Annotated in this window: 14 protein-coding genes; all 14 read left to right on the top strand. The window is 47.1% G+C overall.

Going from position 1 to position 23,150, the window contains the following annotated elements; translation table 11 throughout:
* The first annotated feature begins 12 nt into the window (after positions 1-12).
* Positions 13-1,110: a sialidase family protein gene (locus N2K84_RS03750; protein WP_282590438.1), complete on the top strand. Its 1,098-nt coding sequence runs from the start codon at positions 13-15 to the stop codon at positions 1,108-1,110.
* Positions 1,111-1,250: 140 nt separating this feature from the next.
* The gene (locus N2K84_RS03745; RefSeq protein ID WP_282590437.1) at positions 1,251-2,651 is read left to right on the top strand and encodes an alpha/beta hydrolase family protein; all 1,401 of its coding nucleotides are present in this window, start codon (positions 1,251-1,253) and stop codon (positions 2,649-2,651) included.
* A 161-nt stretch (positions 2,652-2,812) separates the two neighbouring features.
* Positions 2,813-4,171, top strand: a complete 1,359-nt coding sequence (locus N2K84_RS03740) for a pectate lyase (RefSeq protein WP_282590436.1) — start codon at positions 2,813-2,815, stop codon at positions 4,169-4,171.
* Between the two features lie 20 nt (positions 4,172-4,191).
* Complete coding sequence (locus N2K84_RS03735) at positions 4,192-4,779, top strand: RNA polymerase sigma factor (RefSeq protein WP_282590435.1); 588 nt, start codon at positions 4,192-4,194, stop codon at positions 4,777-4,779.
* Between the two features lie 68 nt (positions 4,780-4,847).
* On the top strand, positions 4,848-6,032 hold the full coding sequence (locus N2K84_RS03730; protein ID WP_282590434.1) for a FecR family protein: 1,185 nt from the start codon (positions 4,848-4,850) through the stop codon (positions 6,030-6,032).
* A 149-nt stretch (positions 6,033-6,181) separates the two neighbouring features.
* Complete coding sequence (locus N2K84_RS03725) at positions 6,182-9,487, top strand: TonB-dependent receptor (protein ID WP_282590433.1); 3,306 nt, start codon at positions 6,182-6,184, stop codon at positions 9,485-9,487.
* 18 nt (positions 9,488-9,505) lie between these two features.
* Entirely contained in the window at positions 9,506-11,083 is a 1,578-nt protein-coding gene (locus N2K84_RS03720) for a RagB/SusD family nutrient uptake outer membrane protein (protein ID WP_282590432.1), read from the top strand.
* Positions 11,084-11,252: 169 nt separating this feature from the next.
* Positions 11,253-12,320 (top strand): uroporphyrinogen decarboxylase/cobalamine-independent methonine synthase family protein, encoded by a 1,068-nt coding sequence (locus N2K84_RS03715; RefSeq protein WP_282590431.1) that lies wholly within the window; start codon positions 11,253-11,255, stop codon positions 12,318-12,320.
* Positions 12,321-12,329: 9 nt separating this feature from the next.
* Positions 12,330-13,457 (top strand): uroporphyrinogen decarboxylase family protein, encoded by a 1,128-nt coding sequence (locus N2K84_RS03710; protein WP_282590430.1) that lies wholly within the window; start codon positions 12,330-12,332, stop codon positions 13,455-13,457.
* On the top strand, positions 13,448-14,722 hold the full coding sequence (locus tag N2K84_RS03705; RefSeq protein ID WP_282590429.1) for an MFS transporter: 1,275 nt from the start codon (positions 13,448-13,450) through the stop codon (positions 14,720-14,722). Before N2K84_RS03710 ends, N2K84_RS03705 begins: the two co-directional genes overlap by 10 nt.
* Positions 14,723-14,738: 16 nt before the next feature.
* On the top strand, positions 14,739-17,174 hold the full coding sequence (locus N2K84_RS03700) for a glycoside hydrolase family 95 protein (RefSeq protein WP_282590428.1): 2,436 nt from the start codon (positions 14,739-14,741) through the stop codon (positions 17,172-17,174).
* A gap of 319 nt (positions 17,175-17,493) precedes the next feature.
* The gene (locus N2K84_RS03695; protein WP_282590427.1) at positions 17,494-20,322 is read left to right on the top strand and encodes a glycoside hydrolase family 2 TIM barrel-domain containing protein; all 2,829 of its coding nucleotides are present in this window, start codon (positions 17,494-17,496) and stop codon (positions 20,320-20,322) included.
* A gap of 41 nt (positions 20,323-20,363) precedes the next feature.
* On the top strand, positions 20,364-22,352 hold the full coding sequence (locus tag N2K84_RS03690) for a right-handed parallel beta-helix repeat-containing protein (protein ID WP_282590426.1): 1,989 nt from the start codon (positions 20,364-20,366) through the stop codon (positions 22,350-22,352).
* A 75-nt stretch (positions 22,353-22,427) separates the two neighbouring features.
* Entirely contained in the window at positions 22,428-23,147 is a 720-nt protein-coding gene (locus N2K84_RS03685) for an L-rhamnose mutarotase (RefSeq protein ID WP_282590425.1), read from the top strand.
* The last annotated feature ends 3 nt before the right edge of the window (positions 23,148-23,150 follow it).

Raw genomic sequence — 23,150 nt, 5'->3', positions numbered from 1 at the left:
AGAAAGGAAGAAATGAATAAAAACTGGATCAAGATGGGGGTGCTGGTATTGGCAGCCGGATATTTTTCAGCCTGTTCCACGGAATCAGGCGACCGATGGAAGCAAGGAATTGTGGAAGAACAGTTTCTCTACGAAGAAGATGTTTACCCGTCCTGTCATTCAGGTACTTTGGCCGAAACACCCGAAGGCCTGGTGGCTGCCTGGTTTGGCGGTACGCGCGAGCGTCATCCGGATGTAACCATTCGGTTCAGCCGTTTGGTTGACGGGGAATGGACAAAATCCATTGAAGTGGCAAATGGCGTAATAAACGATACGTTGCGTTACCCAAGCTGGAATCCGGTGTTATATCAAATACCGGATGGCGATCTTCTTTTGTTTTATAAAGTTGGTCCAAAACCTTCGGAATGGTGGGGAATGTTGAAGCGTTCAACTGATAACGGTCGCACCTGGAGCGAGGCCGAAGCGCTTCCCGAAGGATACATTGGCCCGGTAAAAAACAAACCGGTATTGCTGGACAACGGGATGTTGATTTGTCCGTCGAGTACTGAAGGTGATGGTGGCTGGCAAGTACATTTCGAAATGACCCCCGACTTTGGTAAAACTTGGGAAAAAGTTGGCCCGATCAACAGTCCTTCCACGTATTCCATCATTCAACCCAGTGTGTTGACATATCCCGATGGACGGTTGCAGATTTTGTGTCGAAGCCGAAACAGTGTGATCGTTGATTCGTGGTCGTCTGATATGGGTGAAACCTGGTCGTTGCCGCAGGAATCCGGATTGCCAAACAATAACTCGGGCACCGATGCGGTAAGTTTGGCTGATGGCCGTCAACTGGTGGTTTACAACCATGTGAAAACTCCGATTGGCGCATCGAAAGGTTACCGTACACCGCTGAATGTAGCTGTTTCGGAAGATGGCCGCAATTGGTCGGCAACGCTGGTCCTTGAAGATTCCGAAATTAGCCAGTATTCCTATCCGGCTGTTATTCAGTCTTCCGATGGCATGTTGCATTTTATTTATACCTGGCGACGCGAAAAAATGAAATACGTAAAAGTGGATCCGGCAAAGCTAAAGTTGACCAAAATTGTCAACGAGAAGTGGCCGGAGTAACCGGAAATAAAGTGCCAGTGGCCGCAAGCTTGTGTCTGTAAAAGATGGGATCCCGAATCAAGTTCGGGATGACCTTCTCTAAAGGGGATTTTACTAAGGGCACAAGTTTACGGCCACTGCCGATATTAAACCTAAAACCGATGAAAAAGATTTCTTCACTGATTGTACTTTTTGTGGTGGCTGTTTATCAGCTTTTTGCACAGTTTCCCAACTCCGACAATAACTTTCGGCGTCCGTTAAAAGAGGTTTTAAAAGACATTGAAACGCAGTATCAGGTAAAATTGCGCATTTCGGCAAAAGATGTGGAAGGGAAAGTGCTGGACTATGCCGACTGGCGTTTTCGTCCAGGTTTGGAAGAAACCCTGAAAAATGTGTTGGCTCCGTTTGATTTAGTTCACCTGCCCGACGGCGCCCCCGACAAGTTTAAAATTGAAGGGTACCGCTATCACCTGCGAACTGTACCGGAAGCTCGCGAAATTCTGGATCATCTGGCAGGTAAGTATTCGGATAAAGACAGTTGGGAAGTCCGGCGCAGTGCACTGAAAAGTTGCCTGCCCGAGGCCGTCCGTTTGTCGCCTCTGCCCCAAAGCCCGGGTGCAAAACCCATTCTGACACCAAAACGAAAAATGGACGGTTATACCGTTCAAAATATCGCGCTGGAAGTATTGCCGGGTGTTTATGTCTGCGGCTCGGTTTATCAACCCGCTAAAATAAAAGGGAAAATACCGGTAGTTTTGTGCCCGAACGGCCATTTTGGCGAAGGGCGTTACAATAAAGATATCCAGGCCCGCTGTGCCGGACTGGCCCGGATGGGCGCCGTGGCCGTGAGTTACGACCTGTTTGCCTGGGGCGAATCGGCCCTGCAATTTGAACCGGAAGCACACCGCAAAAGTTTGGCCAACACCATGCAGGTGCTGAACAGCATTCGTCTGCTCGATTACCTTCTTTCGCTGGATTACGCCGATCCCGACCGGGTTGGGATTACGGGCGGATCAGGTGGGGGCAGCCACAGCATTCTGATGGCAGCGCTCGACGACCGCATCGATGTGAGCGTTCCGGCAGTGATGATGTCGGCCATTCATTACGGCGGATGCCCCTGCGAAAGCGGTAACCCGATTCATTTGTGCGAGGGTGGAACTAATAATGTGGAATTGGCCGGGCTTTTTGCACCCAAACCACAGCTCATCATTTCGGATGGCGGCGACTGGACAGCCAATGTTCCCGAACTGGAGTTTCCCTACCTGGAACGTATTTATAAGTTTTACGGCGCTGATGATTTGGTTGAGAATGTTCACTTTCCCAAAGAAGGACACGATTACGGCCCGTCGAAACGGGCTGCCATGTATTGCTTTATGGCGAAACATTTGCGACTCGACCAGTCTAAAGTTTTTTCTGGTGACGGGCAATTGGACGAATCGACTATCATCATCGAATCTGCTGATCAGTTAAAAACATTTGGTGCGAACGGCGAGAAACTTCCGGCCAACGCGCTAATTGGATTCGATCAGCTGGAGGAAGTTTTTCAGAAAGCTTTTTTATAACTTAACTATTAACGTTAAGAAAAAGTCACCCTGAATTTATTTCAGGGTCTGTATATAATGGATAGAGATCCCGAAACAAGTTCGGGACGACGATATCCGAGTTCTCAAAATACCAATACAGTTCTATGTGAGAATGATGTGATCTTAAAAATGAATAGATTATGAAATTAAATCAACATCGCTATTTGATATTTTTAATGCTGGTTTTGTTTACCGGTTTAAGTGCAATGGCCCAGCAACTTGCTTTTCCCGGTGCGCAGGGATTTGGCGCATATACGCAGGGCGGGCGCTTTGGCAAAATTGTGGAAGTTACTAACTTGAATGATGCTGGTCCCGGAAGTTTGCGCGAAGCTATCGAAGCTGAGGGGCCGAGGACGGTGGTTTTTTGCGTGTCGGGAAACATTGAGCTGAAGTCGATGCTCACCATCACCAATCCGTTTATCACCATTGCCGGACAAACAGCCCCGGGCGATGGTATCTGTCTGAAAGATTTTCCTTTGCACATACAGGATGCGCATGATGTGATTGTTCGTTTTATCCGGGTACGTCCGGGCATTGCTTCCGGGCTGAACGGCGACGAGATCGATGGTATTGAAGTGCGCGATTCGAAAAATATCATCATCGACCACTGTACCGTGAGCTGGACCGTGGATGAAGGTATTAACTCATGGAAGGGTACCGAAAATATTACGGTACAATGGTGTATCATTGCTGAACCACTTAATAAATCAATTCATCATAAAAGTGCCCATGGTTTTGCCGGATCGGTAGGAGGGAAGTTTGCATCGTATCACCATAACCTGTTGGCTCATGCTGCCGGGCGGAACCCCAGTATCGGAGGAAATAGTGAGTACATGACCGAATCGCTCGATTTTCGAAACAATGTGGTGTTTAACTACGGGCACCGCACTTGCGATGGCAAACCCGGAAGCATAAACTTTATTGCGAATTATTACAAACCAGGCCCGGCATCATCCGATAAGATAAAGACCCAACTGGTACGAATTGACAATGCGCAAAAGTATGGTTTCGATTCAAAATGGTATATTGCAGATAACGTGGTGCATGGTTTTCCGGCTGCCAAAGAAAACAATTGGGAAAATGCCGTTGCCTGGGACGAAGGAACTTCGCCTGAAATTAACCGGTTGAAAGAACCTTTGCCAACGTTGGAAATCTCGATGGTTTCGGCTGAAAAGGCGTACAAAAATGTACTGAAACATGCCGGGGTGATTGTCCCCGGAAGAGATGCGCACGAAAAACGAATAGTGGCTGAAGTAGAGGGGAAATCACCAATCCGGGGAAATGGTATAGTTGATACGGTGGAGCAGGCCGGTGGCTGGCCCGAGTTGAAATCTGGTGAAGCTCCTGTAGATACTGACCATGATGGCATGCCCGATGCGTGGGAGTTGAAAGCTGGATTGGACCCGAATGATCCTTCGGATGCGAATAAAAACAGAAACAATGATGGCTATACCAATGTGGAAGAATATTTGAATAGCTTAGTGCCAATGCTGGAATAAAAAAATTACCTGCTGCTTGTATGATGAAAGGAGTCCAAAACGCCGACTGGTCTGTTGAATGGTCCCGCTTTAAATGCGGGGACATGGATTCCTTTCGCCGTATTTACGACCATTTCTTCGACCGTCTGTATCGGTATGGCTGCAAACTTACCGCCAATACCGAGATGGTTGAAGACAGCATGCAGGAACTTTTTCTTTCCCTTTACACCCGACGCGAAAATCTGTCGGAAACCGTTTCTGTTGAGTTTTATTTGCTGAAGGCCCTGAAATTGATTATTTACGGGAAGCTTCGAAAAGAAAAAAAGTATGTTTTCAGTCGGGAAGAAAACGATTTTAAGCTCGAATTTTTATTGGAAACCGACGAGCCGGAGGATCTGGATCAACGCAGGGTTGAGCTTATCCTTAAATCACTGGGCGAACTTAATCCTGCTGCCCGTGAAATTATCTACTTAAAATTTTATAGCGATTTGGACTACCGGCAAATTGGGGAGATGCTGGGCATTCAGCCCGATTCGGCCAAGAAGCAAGTGTACCGCGTCGTTTCGTCCTTGCGCGCCTTGTTGAAAGATACTCCGCTGGAATTATTGCACATATGCTTTAGGGCATAAAAAATAGCCTGAAATTCCTGTCCACTTTTCCTGTCTTCGTGCAATTAGAAAGAAAATACACGCAACGAATGGCGGACCTTGAAAAATATATTGAAGATAAACGATTCATAAAATGGGTTTATGAGCCAGATCCCGAAACTGAGGCCTATTTTGCCAGTTACCTGGAGGCTCACCCGGATGAAAAAACGGAGTTCCTTCGGGTAAAAAAAGAACTATCCCTGTTAAAGGTTAAACAGCTGAAACCCGACACTGCAACAAAAGAACGTATTTACCACGAAATTACAGCTGCCCGTCCGGCAGGGAAAACCGGGCATTTGGTTCGCTTCAACCTGGCCGTTTGGGTTCGTTATGCAGCTGTAGCGATCTTCTTTTTTGCAATTGGCTCGCTTTTTATGTACGAATTTGGCCGAAATGCGGGAACAATGCCAGTGGCTGAAAGTTTGTTGGTGAAAAGCGCTTCCCAAAATACAATGGTTTACCTGGCCGATGGCTCACAGCGCGAAATTGGTCATGCCCAAACCGTGATCGATTTTTCTCATTCAGGCCATCTGGTTGTCGAAAACGATACCATAAAAATTGGGAAAACTTTTCCTCAAAACTCAAAAAACCTTGTAGTTGTGCCACATGGAAAGAGGGCCGTTGTAAAATTGTACGATAACAGCGAGGTGAAACTAAATGCCGGTAGCCGGATTATCCTGCCGGATGCTTTTTCGAAAGAAACCCGGAATGCCTATCTGGTGGGAGAAGCTTTCTTTGATATCCGGAAAGATCCGGCCCATCCGTTTTTGGTTGAAACATCGTCGGCCGTTGTGAAGGTCTTGGGCACCAGCTTCCATTTAGCTGCTTATCCCGATCGCGAGGAGGTAAGCACTTTCTTGCAGGAAGGCGTGGTTCGCTTCCGGGCTGCCGATCATGGTTTGTTTACCGGTTGGGTGGAGCTGAAACCAAACGAACAGGCAACTTTTAGCCGGGCCAGTCAAAAAATTGCCGTCACCCGGGGCGACGAAACATACTACCGGCTTTGGAAAGACGGCATTGTCCAATTCAACAACGAAACGGTGCAACAGCTGATCAACCGTGTAGAACAATATTTCAACATAACAGTTCGCCTGCCCGACCCCCAGGTTGGTGACTTGCGAATTAGCGGGAAACTGGATTTGAATAAAGATTTAAACGAGGTATTTGAATATGTAGAACTAATAACTGATAAAAAAGTAGTGAAAGAAAATGCCGGCGCATTTAGTTTGAACTAAAAACCGGAAGATGGTGGCACATCCTCCGGTTCAAACCAGGTTAAAACTAACTGGCTGGTTTATTATAAACTAAACATTTCAAATTTATGAAAAAAAAATCATTAACTGACTTTCCCACCTGGGGGAGCATTAAAACATTATGGAGAATCATGAAACTAACTACACTGATCTCTTTGTGTTTCGTAATTACGGCAGCAGCCAATTCGTATTCACAATCAACCAAACTAAACTTAAAGCTTTCCAACTCGTCGGTGAAGGAAATCCTGAACCAAATTGAAACGGAAAGTGAATATGTATTTCTGTATAATCTGAGCGAAATGGATGAAAACCGCAAGGTTGACATCGATCTTGAAAATGCCACCATCACCGAGGTGCTGGACGAAATTTTAAAAGGTCAGCACCTAACCTATTCCCTTTATGACCGTCAGGTGATTATCCGTGCAGATGATCAGGCCCGGCAATCAACCCAAAGTGTGCAGCCGCAAACGGCAAGCGGTAAAGTTACCTCTACTTCGGGAGAGCCGATTCCGGGAGTTACTGTTGTAGTTCTGGGAACAAACACAGGGACAATCACCGATCTGGATGGATCATTTACCTTGAGTAATGTAACGCCGGGTTCGGTTCTGGTGTTCTCTTTTGTGGGTATGGTTTCTCAGGAAGTGAGCTTTGAAGGGCAGGCTTTCCTGAATGTAAAACTGGCGGAAGAAACTATTGGAATCGAAGAGGTAGTGGCCATTGGTTATGGTACCATGCGTAAAAGTGACCTGACGGGAGCCATAACTCAAGTCAAATCGGACGAATTGGCGGCGGCATCCGTTTCAAACCCTATTCAGGCTTTGCAAGGACGCGCTTCCGGGGTGGCCGTACTGACGAACAATGCTCCTGGTTCTTCGCCCACCTTACGTGTTCGTGGTAGCGGCTCTATCAATGCCGGCAACGATCCCTTGTATGTAGTGGATGGTTTTCCGCTGATTAATAACGACCTGAATGATATCAACCCGAACGATATTGCGTCTATGGAAATCCTTAAAGACGCTTCTTCATCAGCAATTTATGGGTCTCGCGGTGCGAATGGCGTTGTGCTCATTACCACTAAAAAAGGACAGCAAGGGAAAAATAACTTGTCGGTAAATTCTTACTTCGGAATTCAAACTCCGGAACGATTGGTTGACATGCTTGATCAGGATGAATTTATCGAATATGTGAATGAGGCTTATACTTACTCCAAAGGGGCCCCGGTTTATTCATCCACCAATCCGGCACCGGCCTATAATACCGACTGGCAGGATGCAATTGTTCGTGACCAAGCCGTCCTGCATGAGCATTCAATTACTTTTGACGGAGGAAACGACCGCACAAACTACCTGTTGTCTGGTGGGGTCTTTTCACAAACCGGGCTGCTACCGGCATCCGGCTTTGAGAAATATACTTTCCGTAACAATCTCACCCATAAATTCAGCAATTGGCTCACCGTTGGTTCGCATATGAACTTCAGTCATGCGGTACAGAATGTACGGGATAATCCTACCGGGAATATTTTCCGTTTCGGCTGGCCTACCATGCCAACCAAAAACGAAGACGGCTCTTGGTATTATTCCTTCCTCGATCCGCAACATGACTCTTATATAGAAGGGCGCTGGAACCCGGTGGCTGATGCCCAGGAAGTAACGGATGAAAGGACTCGTAATCGAATTCTGGGTGATGTTTTTGCCGAATTCACGCTGCACAAAAATTTGAAATTCAAAACGAATATAGGCGTTGATATGTCGAATTCAAAAGGCTATCAATACGAAACTTCCAGGTCGTCAGCAGGATTGAGCTCAGGTGGAAAGGGAGTGGGCGGACAATCGTACAATAAAATGACTTCTCTGTTGTCGGAGAGCATGTTGACTTATTCCAATGTTTGGAATGATGTGCATCGGTTTACTGCCGTTGGAGTTTATTCATACCAGGATTATGAATACGATGTGCTGAGTATCAGTGGATCTGGTTTTGACAATGATGCCACCGGGGCTTACGATATGAACCTGGCTACCCGGGAAGGTGTAAGATACAGCTCAAATAAATATGGGAATAAACTGATCTCGTGGACTGCCCGTGCTTCTTATGTGTATAACGACAGATACATGATTACGGCAACTGGCCGCTATGATGGCTCATCCCGTTTCGGTGAGAACAATAAATGGGGGTTCTTCCCTTCACTGGGGTTGGGCTGGACAGTCAGTCAGGAATCTTTCCTGATTGATAATCCCGTGCTCACCAACCTGAAACTGCGGGCTAGTTTTGGTATTACCGGTAACCAGGAGATCAGCAACTATGCTTCATTGCCCAAACTGACCTCTGCCAATTATGTCTATAATTCAGTTTTGATGCCCGGATATACCGAATCAATCGGAAATCCGGATTTGAGCTGGGAGCGCACCACTCAAATCGATTTGGGTATGGAAGTGGGCTTATGGAATATTTTTGATATCAATTTTGATTATTACCAGCGCACCACCAATGACCTGTTGTACAATGTACCTATCCCGACAACATCCGGCTTTAGCAGTATTCTGAATAATATCGGTGAGGTACAAAATAACGGTGTGGAATTATCCGTATTCTCGAAAATCCTTGACGGGGAGCTGAAATGGTCGGTTGGGGCCAATGTGACTTACAACAAGAATGAAATCACGGAGTTGTACGGTGACGTTGAGAAAATTACCCTTGGGACTTCATCGAACGGTTATGCCCGCTTTTTGGAGATCGGTAAGCCGGTAAATGCAGTCTATACCCGCGAATCTGCCGGCATCATCCGCACCCAGGAACAGTTGGACGAATACCGGAAAATCCGTTCCACTGCGAACTTAGGTGAAGAGATGTATGTGGACCATACCGGGAATAATTCGATTGGTACAGACGACTACATTTGCATCGGCTCGCCGGAACCCAAGTTTTTCTATGGTTTCTCAACCAATGCCAGCTATAAAAATTTCACATTGGAAGTTTACGGACAGGGAGCGCATGATTATGCTTCTGTCGCCGGGATCGACAACAGCGCCTTTGGCGGAACTTCGCTGGTAATTGGTTATGCCACGTCAACCGATAGTTATCTGATGTACGGTGAAAATCAGATCTTGAACCAAAATTACCAGCCTTCTCAATATGCTTACGACCGCATGTGGAGCGAAAGCAATCCGAACGGTAGCTTCCCGCGTGCCGGGGCCAAAGATGTCTATTTTTCAGACCGGACCAGTGCTAACTGGAGTTATTTTATTCTGAAAAACATCAAATTGGGATACGACTTTACCCCAATGATCAAAAATGTAAATTGGATAAAACAGCTGAATGTTTATGTCAACATGCAGAACTACTTTAACCGGGCCAATCATCGCGGTTACAACCCGGAAAACGGGGATACAACCTACCCCTGGGCAAAGTCGATGATCTTTGGTGTTAATGTTAAATTTTAATCAGAAAAACGAATCATTATGAAATTTATAAAATATCTTTTGCTCGCATTTGCTGTGCCGTTCTTTACTCAGTGCACAGACCTGGATGAAGAACCTTATACCTTTCTCGCTCCTTCAGCCTTTTATCAGGATGCCGAGGAATTGGGTATGGCCGTAGTAAGTGTTTATGATGCATTTCAGACAGCTTATGGAGGTTCTAACTATAAGCATCATATGTATTTAGAGGTTTTAACTGAATTTGGAGCTCCCGCCTATGCCAAGGATGATGTCCATCTCTGGAATGCCTGGTATGATATAAACAACCCATCCCGTACCTTTTCAAACGACTGGCCTCGTGCTTTTACGTTGATTAATCGGGCCAACATTGTTCTTGGTCGTGGCGAAGGAATTGATATGGACGAAACATTGAAAAGCCGCTATTTTGCCGAAGTGCGATTCCTTAGGGCATTGGCTAATTATAAATTGGTTCGCATCTTTGGCGGCCTTCCCATTCCAGAATCCTATACCACGTCCATGGAAGGGCTCGAAATCCCGCGCAAATCGGTTGCCGAAACGTATGAACACATCATTGCCGATCTGGAATTTGCCGAAGCTAACCTTCCGTTAAAATCGGCTTATTCGGCCAATGACAAATGGCGACCGTCAAAAGGTGCTGCTCAGGCCTTTTTGGGTGAAGTTTACCTGACCCGTGCCAGCATGGAAGGAGTGGATGCTTTCTTCGATAAATCGAAAGAATACAGTGAAAAAGTAATCCAGTCCGGCGAATTCGAGTTGGAACCCGATTTTAAAGATCTCTGGTATTGGTGGAATACCAACAATAAAAACGGGAAGGAATCCATCTTCGAAGTTCAATACGGACAAATTAGCGGCGAATATAACAACTTGCACGTCATGTTTGGGGTGAATATTACGGAAGCCAGCATTGGCTGCTATATGTACCGTCGTTATGGTCCTACCATCCCGGCATATTTGTCGTACAGCGATGACGACACCCGGAAGGAAGGAACTTTCCTGGATCGTTTTAACCGGACAACCAATGGTGTAATCACCGGCGAATTGGTTTTTGTTCCTGAGGATAACGGATTTTATCCCGGTTCTCAGGGCTGGAATACAGCCTCGCCCGGAAACATTAAGTTTTACGACAGGACTCCCGAGTCGGCATCTCTGAAAATGCCTCAGGCCAACATTTATGTCATGCGTTATGCTGATGTATTGCTGAACTATGCTGAAGCTGAAAACCACATCAATGGCCCCACAACCGATGCGCTGGATAAAATCAATGAGGTTCGTAACCGTGCCAACCTGGAAGATATTCCCGAGGGAGTTAGCTTTCAGGAACTGGATGACTTTATTTACCGTGAACGCGGTTGGGAATTTATCGGCGAATCGCAGCTTTATTTTGACGCTCTGCGTACTGACCGACTTGGCGCAAAAGTTCAGGACGAATGGGAATACGGACTGGATAATGGTGTTTATATGTACAAGGACGCTACTCTGGAATTTGTTCCTCAAAAGACCTTCTTGTGGAAGATCCCGACTTATGATTTGGATTCCAATCCCGCGTTGGAGCAGAATCCGGATAATGTTTCGAAATAGTTAATCCTGAGATAGTGAGGGCGGAATGGTTTCATTCCGTCCTTCATTTTATTTTGAACGCGGATAATTCTTTATACTTTCAGGAAGTATAGTGTCAGCATTAATAATTAATATAAAATTTCAGCAGCTAAGGGTTTTTAACTGTACGTAGCGATGAATCTATAAAATCATGAATAAGTTCTTGGGAAATGAAATGTTGCCTGTAGATATTGTGCTAGCCCCTGAATGGTGGTACAAAAATGAAAAGGTCACTTTCGACCGTGATTTCTTTTTTCATCCGCTGAAACGGGTGGAGGTAGAGCAGCGTATGGAGAAAGTGCTTTATGAGCGTTGGGGAAAATTTGGCTTGGGAGAGCATAGAGATCAGGCGCGGCCGGAAATTGGGGCCGTTCATCTTGCTGCAGGATATCTGCTTTCTGAAATGATGGGGTGTGAGGTAAAATATACTGAAGCTCATCCACCTCAGGTGTTGGCGGCTCATCAGGAGTTAAGGAATATTTCGGTCGATGAGGCTTTTCGTTCTGATGCTTTTCGCAAAGTTTCTGGATTGACCGATTCCCTGAAAAAGAGATATGGATTCCTGACAGGCGATATTAACTGGGGAGGAATCCTGAACATTGCCATGGATTTGCGGGGAGAAAATATTTTCCTAGATATGATGATGACGCCGGATGAGTTAAAAGAATACTTTGCTGGGATCGCCAGTGTCATTGAGAAGTTTACTTCATTTCTTCAGTTTGAAACAGGAACGACATCAATTTCTGTAAATCGGGCCGTTCGTCATTTAAACCAACCTGTTTTGCTGCATTCCGAATGTTCGCATACCATGATTTCAGAGGAAGATTACGAAAATTACCTGTTGCCGTTTGATCAGCAATGGAGTAAAAACAGACCGTTTGGAATTCATTACTGTGGATCCGATCCGCACCGGATGGCAGCCAGCTTTGCCAAAATACCGCACCTTGACTACCTCGATCTGGGCTGGGGTGGCGATGTAAAAGTACTTCGGGGACATCTGCCGGATACGTTTTTTAATATCCGCTTGAGCCCGGTTGAAATTACCCGGCAGTCACACGACGAGATCCGGGAAACAATCACCAGACTGGTTCACGATTCGGGAAATCCTTATCTGACCGGCGTTTGCTGCATCAATATGGATGACTCGGTTACCGATGACCAGATTAGTACAATTTTTGAAACCGTGAAAGAATTGAAAAATGAGTATTCTGGCAAATAGTTAACTAATATGACAAAAAAATTCAATAACCGATTGGCTGATGCCCAGGCAACGCAGGTAACGCCGGTAAAATCCGAAGCGTTCGATTTTCCAGAATACGAAGCTTATGCTGCCGCATTGAATGAAGGCTGTGCCCGTTTTTGGCAACAATCGTCCGGTGTGGCAGTGTACCGCCGGATGCGGGTGGGGGAGTGCTTTTCGTACGGTTGCCGCGATATGACGCGCTCGCTGGAACTTCAGTTGGGAGCATTGCAGAAAAGCATGCTTTTTAAAGCCGATGTGCCCAATTTTCTGGAGCCTTGGTACGGCATCGGTACTGTTGCCAGCGCTTTTGGGGGCGATTACATTTGGGTGGAAGGAAATGCGCCTGCTCTGAAACCACGCTTTTCAACGATCGATGAAGTGCTGGCTTACGAACCGCAAGAGATATCGCAAACCCTGATTGGCCGGTATACGCTGGACATGATTGACTATTTCATGGAGCAAACCCAAGGTCGCTTGCCGATTTCGCTCACCGACACCCAATCACCGCTGAACATGATTGGTCACCTGTATCCGCTCGATCAGTTTTTTATGGATATGCTGCTGGAGCCGGATAAAGTATCGCAGCTATTCGATATTTTGGCGGATTTATCCATCAGCTTCAACCAAGAGCAATTGAAGTTGATTGGCCCTGCACTGGCATCGCCGGGACATGGGTTCGCTTCTTCAACAAAGTGGACTGGTTTGGGCATGAGCGATGACAATGCCATTATGATTTCGCCTGATCAATATTTAGAACTGGCTGCTCCTTCTGTTGAAAAAATATGCACTCCGCTGGGAGGACCGGTTTTTCACTCGTGTGGCGACTGGTCGGGCTGGGTAGAGGCCGTGCTGCAAATAAAAGGACTGAAGATGGCCGACGGGGCTTTTTCGCCTCAAACCGATCCGGGGGCAACCAGCAACCTGGAGGCTTTTCATCGTTTTGCCCATTCTGGCATTGTGCTGAATGCCCGCATCGTGGGCGATTTGGAAACCATCCGCGAGCAGGTTTCGCGCCTTTGGGTGCCCGGGATGAAACTCGTTGTAGTAACGTACTGCGAAACTCCTGCCGAACAGGAAGAAGCGTATGATTTAATCCATCAGATATGCAGGTAGAAAAGCAAGACAAAATAGGAAATTATCGCTGGCGCATTGTGGTGTTGCTGTTCTTTGCAACCACCATCAACTACATCGACCGGCAGGTGCTGGGCATCCTGGCTCCGCAGCTTCAGCAGCAATTTGGCTGGTCTGAGTCCGACTATGGCTTCATCATCATGGCCTTTCAAATCGCGTATGCTGTTGGATTGATCTCGATGGGAACGCTGCTGGACAAAATCGGTACACGTTTGGGCTTTATTATTGCAATTTCGTTGTGGAGCCTTGCCGGGATGGCCCATGCTGCTGCCCGAAGCGTATTCTCCTTTTCTTTGGCACGTTTTGCGCTTGGCATTGGCGAATCGGCCAATTTTCCGGCGGCTGTTAAAACGGTTGCTGAATGGTTCCCGAAAAAAGAACGGGCTTTGGCTACCGGAATTTTTAATTCGGGACCTAATGTTGGAGCTATCCTGACTCCTTTGCTGATACCGGTTATAGCGCTGGAGCTGGGGTGGGAATGGGGCTTCATTATTACCGGAGCACTGGGGTTTATCTGGTTGCTCTTCTGGATTCCGATGTACCGGAAACCGGAACTTGATAAACGTTTGAGTGATGCCGAACGCCGGCATATCTTACAGGATGACACAGAACCTGATGCAACCAAACTGCCCTGGAAATCAATCATCTCGTATAAGCAAACCTGGGGGATATGCCTGGCTCGGTTTCTTACCGATCCCATCTGGTGGTTTTTTCTGTATTGGTTGCCCAAATTTTTAAATTCAAATCACAATATCGATCTAACCAATATTGGTTTGCCACTCATTATCATTTATATGGTTTCAATTGGTGGTTCAATCTTTGGCGGTTGGATGTCTTCCTTCTTGATCAATCGCGGAAAGAACCCTGTCGCGGCCCGAATACTGACGATCTTCTTGCTGGCTTTGTTGGTCGTTCCTATCTTTTTTGCCTCATTTACTTCCAGCCTATGGCTTGCTGTGGCGCTCATATCGATGGCAACCTTTGCTCATCAGGGATATGCCGCTAATATTTTCACCATCGTTTCGGATATATTTCCGAAGAGTGCAGTGGGTTCTGTTGTTGGACTTTCCGGTTTTGCCGGAGCTATCGGTGGTGTGTTGTTTTCCGGGGCCGTTGGAGTAATCCTTGAAATTACCGGTAGTTATTATGTCATCTTTGGAATTGCAAGCGTAGCTTATTTGCTGTGTTGGTTATCGCTTCAATTGTTGGTGCCGGCACATCAAAAGATTCAACTGCCACAGATTTGATTATTGAAATGAATATATGAAGAAAGTTTTCGATAAAATAGCCTTCAGTTCCGGGGTGTATCAGACAGTTTTCATCTTTCTGTTTACTTTTTTGTATTCGTGTCAAAAAGCGGAACCGAAAAAACATACTATTTGGTTCAAAGAACCTGCCGAATATTTTGAAGAGGCTTTGCCATTGGGAAATGGACGTATCGGAGCAATGATTTATGGCGGTGTAGAACAGGACCAAATTTTGTTGAACGAGGGAACTTTGTGGTCGGGAAAACCGGTTGATCCGGCCATGAATCCGGAGGCATACAAGCATCTTCCGGCTGTACGCGAAGCTCTTTTCTCCGAAAATTATGAGCTCGCCAATCAGCTCATAAAAAAGTTGCAGGGAAGTTTTTCGGAATCTTATCAACCAGTGGGCACCCTGTTTTTCGATTTTGGCAAGCAAGGTCAAATTTCGGACTACCGCCGGAAACTGGATCTGGAAAGTGCAGTTTCAACTGTTGAATACACTACCGGTCAAACGCAAATTCTGCGTGAATCATTTGTGTCCTTTCCTGATCAGGTAATGGTGGTCCGCTTTTCTGCAAAAGGAAAAGTTAAGCTAAGTTTTTCGGTGAAAACTGACAGTCCGCTGCCGCATGTGGTTGCCGTGGACGAAAAACGGCTAACCATGACAGGAAATGCTCCGGTGCATGTTGTTCCAAGCTATTGGGACAGCGTTCATCCGGTTGAATTTGCAGAAGGGCAGGGGATGCAGTTTTGTCTGTTGGCTGAAGTAGCCGTGACGGATGGCCAAATTACCCAAAGCGACAGTTTGTTGCAGGTGGACGATGCTTCTTTCGCCGAGTTCCGGGTATCCGTGGCAACCAGCTTCAACGGATTTGATAAAGATCCCGCAACCGAAGGAAAAGATGAAAAAGCACTCGCTGTGAATTATTTAATCCAGACTCAACAATATTCGTACGATCAGCTAAAAGAAAGGCATATTCGCGATTTTCAGTCGTATTATAATCGTGTTCGCATTGATCTTGGAGAATCGGAGCTTGATACGCTCAGCACACCCGAACGCCTGATGCATTTTTCAAACGGTGGCGACGACAACGATCTGGCAGCTTTGTATTTTCAGTTCGGTCGCTATCTGCTCATTAGTTCCTCGCGGCCAGGCAGCATTCCCGCCAACTTGCAGGGAATTTGGAATGCTCATGTACGCCCAATCTGGAGTAGCAATTATACCACCAATATTAATGTTGAAATGAATTATTGGCCTGCTGAGGTTTGTAATCTGTCTGAAATGCACGAACCGCTGATTGATTTCACGGCAAATCTTGCCAAAACCGGTGAGATTACGGCGAAAACATTTTACGATTGCGGAGGCTGGTGTTGTCATCATAATACAGACATCTGGGCAATGAGCAACCCCGTTGGTGACTTTGGCGGTGGCGGGGCCAACTGGGCCAACTGGAACATGGCAGGGGTCTGGATTTCGACACACTTGTGGGAACACTTTGCCTTTACCCGAGATACTGTTTATTTGCGTGAAAAAGCCTGGCCCTTGATGAAAGGCGCAGCACAGTTTTGTCTGGACTATATGGTTCCCGGGAAAGATGGCTATTTGCTAACTGCTCCTTCAACTTCGCCCGAAAATAAATACCTGACTGATCAGGGGGTTGTCGGTGGTGCATTGTATGGTGCAACGGCCGACTATGCCATGATGCGTGAATTATTCAGCAGTCTGATTGAAGCTGAAAAAATATTAGAGATTGATCCGGAATTTTCGGCGCAGTTATCACAGGCGATGAGGCAGTTTCCTCCTTATAAAATCGGACGTAAAGGGAATATCCGGGAATGGTATTACGACTGGGAAGATGAAGACCCGACCCATCGGCATATGTCGCACTTGTTTGGCCTCTATCCTGGCCATACTATCTCTTTGACAGAAACACCCGAACTGGCAGAAGCGGCCGAGCGCACCCTTCTGTTGCGCACAAACGTTGGTACCGGCTGGTCAATCGCTTGGAAAATGTCATTGTGGGCACATCTGAAAAATCCGGAAATGGCTTACGATTGCCTGAAACGTCTGTTGAACTATGTTGACATTCGAAAAGAAACCGGTATGAACTTCACCGGGGGTGGCGCCTATGCCAACTTATTCGATGCCCATCCACCGTTTCAAATAGACGGAAATTTTGGAGGTACGGCCGGAATTGCTGAAATGTTACTGCAAAGCGGCAATGGAGAAATTGAACTTTTGCCTGCCCTGCCGCAAGCATGGAAAACAGGACGGGTTTCAGGGCTTCGCGCGAGAGGGGGCTATACGGTGGATATGGAATGGGAGAATGGTTCTTTCAAAAAAGCAATCGTTGTTCCCGACCACGAAGGACATTTTAAAGTCCGGGTAAATGAAAAACTCCTGGAATTGTATGGAAAAAGAAATGAACTGGTAGTGGTTCGGAATATGTAAAATGAGATTGAATTTTCAAAATATATCAAATATTTCTATGTGAAATGTAAACGTTTTCGTAATATAGCATCGCCGTTTTTAAATATAGGAATACGAAGCAAACCAATTAATAAAACATGATAAACCGACTAGTTTTCTTGCTTGAATGAATTTATTTGTCCGTCTTGATTTGGAAATTATTATAGCAATACTGTAAACGTTTACAGTTGATGTGTAGATACAAATAATACTGGCGAGGTGAAATTGGAACATGTTTGTTCCGGTTTTCCCCGATCGAATTACAAAACAAAGATTAACTGGTCGAATAAAATTAAATCTGATGAAACACATTTTTGTAAAGCTTTTCTGTGTAGCTCTGGTTCTGGTGCAGGGATTTGCGGCCACGGCCCAAAAAACAGAATTGAAATACCTTTCGGGCACCGGAAGCGAACAACCTGTGGAGTGGCAGTTTTTCTGCACCGATGGAGAAAATTCCGGCCAATGGACTACCATTCCGGTACCGTCGAACTGGGAATTACAGGGCTTTGGCAAATACAACTACGGCCATGCAAAAGACGGTGAACGGGGAAAAGAAAAAGGCCTATACCGCCATTCATTTGAGGCACCTTCCGACTGGAAAGGGAAAGCCGTGAACCTCGTGTTCGAAGGCTCCATGACCGATACCGAAGTGAAGATTAACGGTAAGCTGGCCGGGCCTATCCATCAGGGATCGTTTTATCGGTTTAAATATGATGTTAGTCGTCTGCTGAAATACGGGGCCACGAACCAGTTGGAAGTTAGCGTTGCCAAACACTCGGCCAATGAATCGGTCAACAGGGCCGAGCGCTACGCCGATTTCTGGATTTTCGGTGGCATTTTTCGCCCGGTGTACCTGGAGGCCAAGCCACAGCAACACATCGAGCGGGTAGCTATCGACGCCCGGGCAGACGGTTCGCTAACAGCGGAGGTCTTTTTGCAAAAACCGACAGGCTTGGAAACTTTAAAAGCACAAGTTTTTGATCTGAGCGGAAATCCGGTAGGATCGGAATTCTCAGCTTCGGTTTCCAAAGGTGTCAGCATGGTTCAGTTGCAGTCACACATTCCAAATATGAAAGCCTGGAATCCCGAAAATCCGAATCTGTACCAGGTTACCGTCAGTTTGATATCGAAAGGTAAAGTCGTGCATGAAGTGACAGAGCGTATTGGTTTCCGAACAGTGGAAGTGCGTGAGCGCGACGGCGTCTATGTGAACGGCGTGAAAATAAAGTTCAAAGGTGTCAATCGCCATACCTTCCGTCCCGAAACCGGCCGTTCCTCTTGTAAGGCATTCAGTATTGAGGACGTGAAACTGATGAAGGAAATGAATATGAATGCCGTGCGTATGTCGCATTATCCGCCCGACAAACATTTCCTCGAAGTGTGCGATTCGCTGGGCTTGTTTGTACTGAACGAGCTGGCTGGCTGGCACGATGCATATGATACCGAAGTGGGCAGCAAGTTGGTCCAGGAGATGGTGACCCGCGACGTAAACCACCCGTCGATTGTATTGTGGAGTAACGGCAACGAGGGCGGACACAACTTAGAGCTGGATCCGCTTTTTGGTCAGTACGATATTCAGAAACGAGAGGTAATCCATCCCTGGAACGAGTTTAACGGCTTTGCCACGCAGCATTACCGGGCTTATGATTATGGCGCCGGTACTTATTGGAACGGTCACCTGATCACGATGCCTACCGAATTCCTGCATGGTATGTACGATGGCGGTCATGGCGCCGGTCTGTGGGACTACTGGGAACTGATGTGGAGCAAATCACGTGCTGCCGGCGGTTTTCTGTGGGTTTTTGCCGACGAAGGTGTGGTGCGCACCGATAAAAATAATGAGATCGATACCGATGGTAGTCATGCTCCCGATGGCATCTTGGGCCCTCACCACGAAAAAGAAGGCAGCTTCTTCGCTATCAAAGAAATTTGGTCGCCGGTGCGCCCCGACGACAGCGATATCACGGCTGATTTCGACGGAAAAATCAAGCTCGAAAACCGCTATTTCTACACCAACCTGAAAGAATGCAGCTTCAGCTGGAAGTTGGCGAAATTCCCTTTGCCGGGAAGTTCGGAGAACGTGAAAACGGTAACCGGAACTGCTTCTGCACCCGATATTGAACCCGGGCAAAAAGGGGTGCTGCAACTGTCGCTTCCGGCAGACTGGGCGGGCTACGACGTACTTTATTTTACGGCAACCGACCGCTTCGGAAACGAAATTTACACCTGGAGCCGGGCCATCAAGCTTCCGTCCGACATGATTGCGAAACTGTTGTCCAAATCCGAAAGTAACAATGCTTTGTCTTTCACGGAAACAAACAATGTATTTCGTATTAAAGCCGGAACGGTTGAATATTCAATTGGGAAAACGGATGGTATGTTGAAAAAAGTGGTGAACGAAAAAGGCGAAATTCCTTTCCGTAACGGGCCCGAAATGAGTGCCGGGTTGACTGCTTTCAAAAGCCTCGAAATGAAAAATTATACCGATAGCCTGATGTTGATCTGTTCTTTTAACACAGATAAATCCGATTCTACCCGGATGAAAGAATTTACCTGGACTTTTTACCCGAGTGGTTGGGCCAGATTACACTTGTATTATGTACCGGAAGTGTACGACAAGGATTTCGACTATATGGGCGTAAACTTCAGTTACCCCGAAGAGTTGGTGACCGGCGTGAAATGGCTGGGCCGTGGCCCCTACCGGGTTTGGAAAAACCGCATGCAGGGTGTTGAGCTGGGAGTTCATCAGAAAGATTACAACAATACCATTACCGGGGTTGCGCCCCTGATTTACCCCGAGTTTAAAGGCTACCACGCCAATTTGTACTGGGCAAAAATTGAATCGAAAGAACAGAGTTTTACCGTTGCAACATCCACAGAGGATGTGTTCCTGCGCCTTTATACTCCGGCTCAGCCAGAGAAGGTGTACGAACGCACAGCTCCGGCATTCCCGGCTGGCGACATCTCGTTTATGCAGGCAATTCCGCCCATCGGCACCAAGTCGAACGATCCCTGGAACATGGGCCCGAGCGGAAAGAAAAACATGTTTTTTGACTACGGCCCGTACGACAATTGGCGAACCCGAAGCAAACAAATGACGCTCTATTTCAATTTCGACGCAGGGCAATAATGATGGAATTTCAAACCAACGAAAACAAGCGATAAAACCAAATGAAACAAAATCGATTAAACCAACTGCTGATTCTGGCTTTGATGGTACTGACGACCTGGTCGGCCGGAGCAGCCGATATTTGGGTGTCGCCTGCGGGGAAGGACACCAATCCCGGTACGGAGAGTAAACCGCTTGCTTCTTTGCAGGCTGCCGCTATAAAGGCTCGCCAATTGAGGGCAAAGAATACCGCAGCCATTAAAAGTGGTATTCAAATCATTCTGAAAGAAGGCGAGTATTGGCTGAAGGAGCCGCTTCAACTTGGGCCGGAAGACTCGGGAACCGAGCTGTCACCAACCGTTTTTCGGGCTGCCGACGGCGCCAACGTGGTGATCAGTGGCGGTGTTACCGTTACCGGCTGGCAACAGGTTGAAGGCAATGTTTACAAAGCGGAACTTAATCGCGATGCCAAGCTTCGTACCCTCTTCGTCAACGGCAAGCGTATGCGCATGGCCGGAACGGATGTTCCGGTAAACGGCTTGGGTGATTGGGGAAAGTTTCAGATTGATGGAAACGAATCCTGGGCATTTGGCGCAGGAACGGCGATTGACGGGATAAAATTTGCGGCAAAGGACATTCAATCCTACAAAAATCCTGAAGATATTGAGTTGGTTCAATTCAACGTGTGGACCGAGAAAATTTTTTGCGCCCGCGAACTGGAGCAGTTTGGCGACACCACCGTTGTGAAATTGCAGCAACCTTACGGCGCTATTGCTACCAGTATGGCCTGGGCCGGAAAAATCAACTACAAAAAAAGCTTTGTAGTTCGCAATGCGTTGGAACTGCTCGATTCACCGGGCGAGTTTTACTTCGACCGGAAAAGTCAAACGCTTTATTATTATAGTGATGGAGAAGATATGGCTACTGTAAAGGCCATTGCTCCCATGGCCGAAGGCCTGGTTCAAATCAAAGGCAGGTCAGCATCTGAACGGGTGAAAAATATTCGCTTCGAGGGAATCACCTTCTCGCACGACCATTGGCAACTGATGGACGTAGCCGGTTCGCACGGCTTTGCCGGTATCCAAAGTTTGGGACTGGCGGTGAAATACATTCCCGGCGGCAACTGGCACCCAACCGAGTACAACAGCACCGATGTTCCGCGTGGAGCTGTTCAGGTTGAAAATGCCGAAAGCATCGAATTCGTTCGCAATAGCTTCGAGTGCATCAGCTCGGGAATCGCCATCAACCTGGTGAACGATGTAAAAAACAGCCGGGTTGAAGGCAACTTTTTCCACGACCTGCTGGGCAATGCCGTCAATATTGGCCATCCGCAGCACTATAAAATCGGCGATGGCAACATTTTTCCCGAAGGCGTTGAAGGCCTTTGCGAGAACAACCGGGTAGCCAACAACTACCTGCGCAATGTGAGCCTCGATTTCCGTCAGGTGGAAGGCATCACCTCGTTCTTTGTGGCCAATACCGACATTGTACACAACGACATTGCAGGCACGCCCTATGGCGCCATTGTGTGCGGCTGGTGGTGGGGAAACTCGCAAATACCGCCTTCAACTGTTGCCAAAAACAACCGCATCAGTTTCAACAAAGCCGGCGATACGCACCAAGTTTTGGATGATGGTGGCATCATTTACCTGCTGGGCGAACAGCCGGGAACGGTGGTCGAGGGCAATTATGTGTTCAACGGCCCGCGCTGCATTTACCCCGACGATGGCTCGGCCTACCTGACCATCACCCGCAACGTGGTTGGCAATGCCAGCTATAAGTGGATGTGGCTGCACCTGTGGACCAAGCGTTGTCACGACATCGTGGCCCGCGAAAACTACGTGAAAAACAACTTGCTGATGGATAATGGCACCAACAATATCATCGAAGAAACCTATTCGTTCCGCGAGGATGAATGGTCGGAGGAGGCGCTGAAGATCATTGATTTTGCAGGAATTCAGCCCGAATACAAAGATATTGTCCCGGAAAACGAACCCGAAAAAATCAGCATTCATCCGGAAGGTTTTAAGGAAAGGGATGTTTTTCATTAGACTTGAGTAATGAGCAACGAGTATTGAGTAGTCGTACTCGAAACTGACAACTGACAACTGAAAACTGCAAACTGCATGAAGCAAATGATCACCTGTAAATTTTTGATGCTGCCGGGACTGCTGGCTTTGTTGATAGCTTGTCAGCCTAAAAGCGCAAAGCAATCGGTGAATACAATGGCTTGGCTCCCGGTTGACCGCGTGGCGATTGAGTTGATTTTGGATGAAGAGGGGCAGAAAGATTCTTTATTGCACCAACTGGGGCAAATGCCGTTTGAAATCTATCAATGGAAAAATCACCTTGTATTTTTCGGAGCCGACAGCGACACAACAGGTTTTACAGAACAGGCTCGGGCAACCGGTATCAGCCTGCAAACGAAAAAATACGATGCGCCGATGTACGTGTTCGACCGTGCGGCGCATTGCGGCGATTCGGCTGTGGCACGGCCCTGGCGAAATTATTTGCTCACGGCGAACCTGGTGGCCGATTCGGCTTTGCAACAGGAGTACATGCACTATCATGCTGTGCAGTTTGAAGAGTGGCCGGAAGTAGCCGAAGGCTTTTGCCGTGCGGAATTTCAGCAGCTGTTGGTATATCGGAATGGCCGTCAGCTGATGCTGGTCATCTCCATACCCGCTAACAAAACGCTCGATGAGCTGAACCCGAAGACCGAAGAAAACAATCCCCGCGTGGTGGACTGGAACAAGCTGATGAGCAAATACCAGGAAGGAATTGAGGGAACTGATCCTGATGAAACCTGGGTTTTCCTCAATCCTGTTGAGGTAGGGGACATGTAAAAA

The organism is Gaoshiqia sediminis, assembly GCF_025907915.1.
Lineage (GTDB): Bacteria > Bacteroidota > Bacteroidia > Bacteroidales > Prolixibacteraceae > Gaoshiqia > Gaoshiqia sediminis.
This window is presented reverse-complemented; position numbering and strand designations above follow the sequence as displayed.